Origin of the sequence: Kitasatospora sp. NPDC028055 (assembly GCF_040637885.1) — a bacterium.
GTDB lineage: Bacteria > Actinomycetota > Actinomycetes > Streptomycetales > Streptomycetaceae > Kitasatospora.
Genome location: NZ_JBEZXE010000105.1, coordinates 1 through 3,717, shown reverse-complemented (window position 1 = coordinate 3,717; position 3,717 = coordinate 1). Strand labels below are relative to the sequence as shown.

The 3,717-nt window shown below is 71.1% G+C and carries 4 protein-coding genes and 1 pseudogene; 3 read left to right on the top strand and 2 right to left on the bottom strand.

Annotation, left to right across the window (positions count from 1 at the left end; translation table 11 throughout):
• Positions 1-146: 146 nt before the first annotated feature.
• Complete coding sequence (locus AB0F71_RS39780) at positions 147-374, bottom strand: DUF3263 domain-containing protein (protein ID WP_350510489.1); 228 nt, start codon at positions 372-374, stop codon at positions 147-149.
• A gap of 144 nt (positions 375-518) precedes the next feature.
• Here AB0F71_RS39780 and AB0F71_RS39775 point away from each other — a divergent pair, with 144 nt between their 5' ends.
• Positions 519-863 (top strand): cupin domain-containing protein, encoded by a 345-nt coding sequence (locus tag AB0F71_RS39775; RefSeq protein WP_360246179.1) that lies wholly within the window; start codon positions 519-521, stop codon positions 861-863.
• A gap of 102 nt (positions 864-965) precedes the next feature.
• Here AB0F71_RS39775 and AB0F71_RS39770 read toward each other — a convergent pair whose 3' ends face one another.
• Positions 966-2,204 carry an extracellular solute-binding protein gene (locus AB0F71_RS39770; RefSeq protein WP_360246176.1) on the bottom strand — a complete coding sequence of 413 codons (1,239 nt, stop codon included), beginning with the start codon at positions 2,202-2,204 and terminating at the stop codon, positions 966-968.
• A gap of 347 nt (positions 2,205-2,551) precedes the next feature.
• Here AB0F71_RS39770 and AB0F71_RS39765 point away from each other — a divergent pair, with 347 nt between their 5' ends.
• Entirely contained in the window at positions 2,552-3,484 is a 933-nt protein-coding gene (locus tag AB0F71_RS39765; protein WP_360246173.1) for an ROK family protein, read from the top strand.
• A pseudogene (locus tag AB0F71_RS39760) lies at positions 3,481-3,717 on the top strand (N-acetylglucosamine-6-phosphate deacetylase); the annotation flags it as partial. The gene AB0F71_RS39765 and the pseudogene AB0F71_RS39760, both read left to right, overlap by 4 nt.

Here is a 3,717-nt window from a genome sequence, read left to right as displayed (position 1 = left end):
GACCGCCAACGGCGAGCACCCCCCACCATGAGGGTCGGCGGTCCGAAAATCATCCAGCCCCCGGAGCGCCCACCCCCGGAACCGCCCCCGGACCAACCCACCCTCCCGAAAGCCCACCCCCACACCCCAGCCCCGCGCAGCGGCCTTCACCGAGCCCCCCGCCGCCCCTCCCGCACCCGCCGCAACCGATTCACCAACACCGGCGCGAACGCCAACGCCTCCTCCCGGTCCAACAACCCGTTCAGCACCTGGTAGTACCGCGTAGAGGAGAGCCCCAACTCCTCCCGGATCGCCCGCTCCTTGGCCCCCGCCGTCCGCCACTGCCGCCCCTCCAGCGCCAGCACCGCCCGATCCCGCTCACTCAGCTCACCCACCACGCACCACCTCCGCACATCCCCCCAACGGAAACCCACGGACCCCCACGGACTCCACGGACCTACGAAGTGTCATTCTCGGACGCACCCCCGACACACTCTGCCCCCCCACCCCGGCACCCCCGCCCGACTAGCGTCACCCCCATGACCAGCTTCGCCGTCCACATCCCCACCGCCGACCTCGTCCCCGAGCCCCTCGACCCGTCCCAGATCGTCTCCGGCACCCCCGAGGTCACCGGAAAGGTCCTCGCCGAGTCCCCCGACGGCCGCCAGCTGCGCGGCATCTGGCAGATCACCCCGGGCGTGGTCACCGACGTCGAGGCCGACGAGATGTTCGTGGTGCTGAGCGGCCGGGCCACCATCGAGATCGAGGGCGGCCCGACCCTGTCCGTCGGCCCCGGCGACTGCGCCGTCCTACGCGAGGGCGACCGCACCACCTGGACGGTCCACGAAACCCTCCGCAAGGCCTACGCGATCACCCTCCCCTGAACCCAGCCCCGCCCCGAACCCAGCCCCCATCCCGCCTGAAAACCGGCCCCGCCCCGACAAGCACCCCCGCCCCCGAAGAAGGCCCCCGCCCCCCGGGGGGCCTCACTGCTTCCGGACCCGCCCCGCTTCCTTCATCGCCGCGTCCTGCAGCCCCTGCAACACCTGCTTCGGCTCCCCGGTCACCGCCTGCCCGATCCCCGTCTTGATCCGGTTGCTGACCTCACCCCAGGCCGGGTCCCCGAACGGGTAGAAGCTGGCATTGGTCAGCCCCACCGCGAACTGCTTGAGGTCCTCGTGCTTGGGGTCCGAGGACATCTGGCCGAAGGCGTCCTGGGTCACCGGCAGCAGGTTGTACTGCTCGTCGAACTTGAGCTGGTAGTCCTTGGCGTACACGAAGGACAGGAACTTCTTGATCTCGTTCTTGTGCCCGTTGGCCTTGAACGCCATCATCCAGTCCGCGACGCCGAGGCTCCCCGTCCGCCCCACGCCGTCCTTCTTCGGGATGGCCGCCGTCCCGAAGTCGATCTTCCCGGCGGACGCCATCCGCAGCAGGGTCGGGTGCCCGTTGAGCATCGCGACCTTCCCGGAGGCGAAGTCCTGGAACACCGGCGTGCGGTTCATCTTGCCCGGGTCCGGATACGTCAGCCCGGTGCCGACCAGGTTGTTCTTGAGCCAGTTGAAGGTCGCCTGGTTCTGGTCGCTGTCGATGGTGTAGTTGCCGACGTCGTCCGAGAGCGAGCCGCCCCCGCTCAGCGTCCACAGCATCGACTCGGCCGGCGCCTCCTCGGGCCCCAGCGGCAGCCCGTACGGGGTCACCCCGGGCACCTTCGCCTTGATCTTCTCGGCCGCGGCCCGCAGCTCGTTCCAGGTGGTCGGCGGCTGGGTGATCCCGGCCTGCTTGAAGATCGCCTTGTTGTAGAAGAGCACCCGCGAGGAGGAGACGAAGGGGATCCCGTACTGGGTCCCCAGCACCTGCCCGGCGTGCGAGAAGTTGTCCATGAACTTGGCCTGGGTGTCCATCGAGAGGACGTCCGCGGCCGCGTACAGCCGGTCCGCCGCGACCTGCTCGGCGAAGCCGCCGGTCTGCAGCAGGTCGGGCGACTTCCCGGCCGCGATCATGTCGTCGACCTTCTTGCCGATGTCGGTCCAGCTGTCCACCTCGACCTGGACCTTGATGCCGGGGTTGGCCGCCTCGAAGGCCTTGGAGACCTCGTCCCAGTAGTGCTTGGAGCTGGTCTCGGCGTTCTCCCCGTAGTCCGCGGCGACCAGTTTGAGCGTGACCGACCCGTCGCCCTGCCCGCTGCACGCGCTGACCGTGGTGAGCACCAGTGCTCCGGCCAACGCCGTACCGAGCACACGGAGGGAAACGTGGGCGCGCCTGTCCAACGCGGGTACCGCCTTCAAAAAGAACTGCAGCCGGACGAGGGAATCCGGCAGGGGGAGCGCCACATTCCCAAACCGCTCGCACACTGGTCCACACCACTCGCCCTCACCCGTCGAGTAGTTACCGAAGTGCCCTGGTTCATTGCACGATGCGCAACAACAGGCGAACGGAGGCCCTCAGCCGGACTCCGGGACACAAAGCCCCGCACACCCCCGCAGCCGAGACAAAGCTCACCCAGTATGGACCAGACCAATCCGACAACTGGACTAGACCTCTTCGACCCGACCAAGGGAAACTGTCCTCCGTGAAGCACGTCATCGCACTCGATGTAGGCGGCACCGGCATGAAGGCCGCGCTGCTCGCCCAGGACGGCTCCGTGCTGTTCGAAGCACGCCGACCGACCGGGCGGGAACACGGCACCGACGCCGTGGTCGCCGCCATCCTCGGCTTCGCCGCCGACCTCGCCGACGAGGGCCGTGCCCGCTTCGGGCACGCCCCGCTGGCGGCCGGCGTGGCCGTGCCCGGCACGATCGACGAGAAGAACGGGATCGCGGTCTTCTCCGCCAACCTCGGCTGGCGCGACCTCCCGCTGCGCAAGCTGCTCGGCGAGCGCCTCGGGGGCCTGCCGGTCGCCCTCGGCCACGACGTGCGCTCCGGCGGCCTCGCCGAAGGGCGGATCGGCGCGGGTCAGGGCGTCGACCGCTTCCTGTTCATCGCGCTGGGCACCGGCATCGCCGGCGCCATCGGCATCGACGGCCGGATCGAGGCCGGCGCGCACGGCTACGGCGGCGAGATCGGCCACGTCGTGGTCCGCCCCGGCGGCCCGCAGTGCGGCTGCGGCGCCCGCGGCTGCCTGGAGACGCTGGCCTCCGCCTCGGCCGTCTCCCGCGCCTGGGCCGAGGCCAGCGGCGACCCCGACGCCGACGCGGCATCCTGCGCCGCCGCGGTGGACGCCGGGAACGACCGCGCCCGCGCCGTCTGGCAGACCGCGGTCGACGCGCTGGCCGACGGCATCGTGCTGGCCCAGAGCCTGCTCGACCCCTCCACGGTCATCGTCGGCGGCGGGCTGGCCGAGGCCGGCGACACGCTCTTCACCCCGCTGCGCGCGGCGGTCACCGAGCGCCTGACCTTCCAGATGCCCCCGAAGGTCGTACCCGCCATGCTCAAAGACACCGCCGCGTCCCTGGGCGCCGGCCTGCTCGCCTGGGACCTGCTCTCGATGGAGGTGACCGCGTGACCACCGCGGACCGTGACCGTACTGCCCTGTCCGGCGCCCGGCTGGTGCTGCCCGGCGGTGTCGTCGAGGGCGGCCGGCTGGCCGTCGAGGGCGACCGGATCGCCGCCCTCACCGACGGCGCGAGCGGTGGGAAGGCCCAGCCCGGCGACCTCGACCTGACCGGCCACACCGTCGTCCCCGGCTTCGTGGACCTCCACGTCCACGGCGGCGGCGGCGCCTCCTACGCCTCCGGC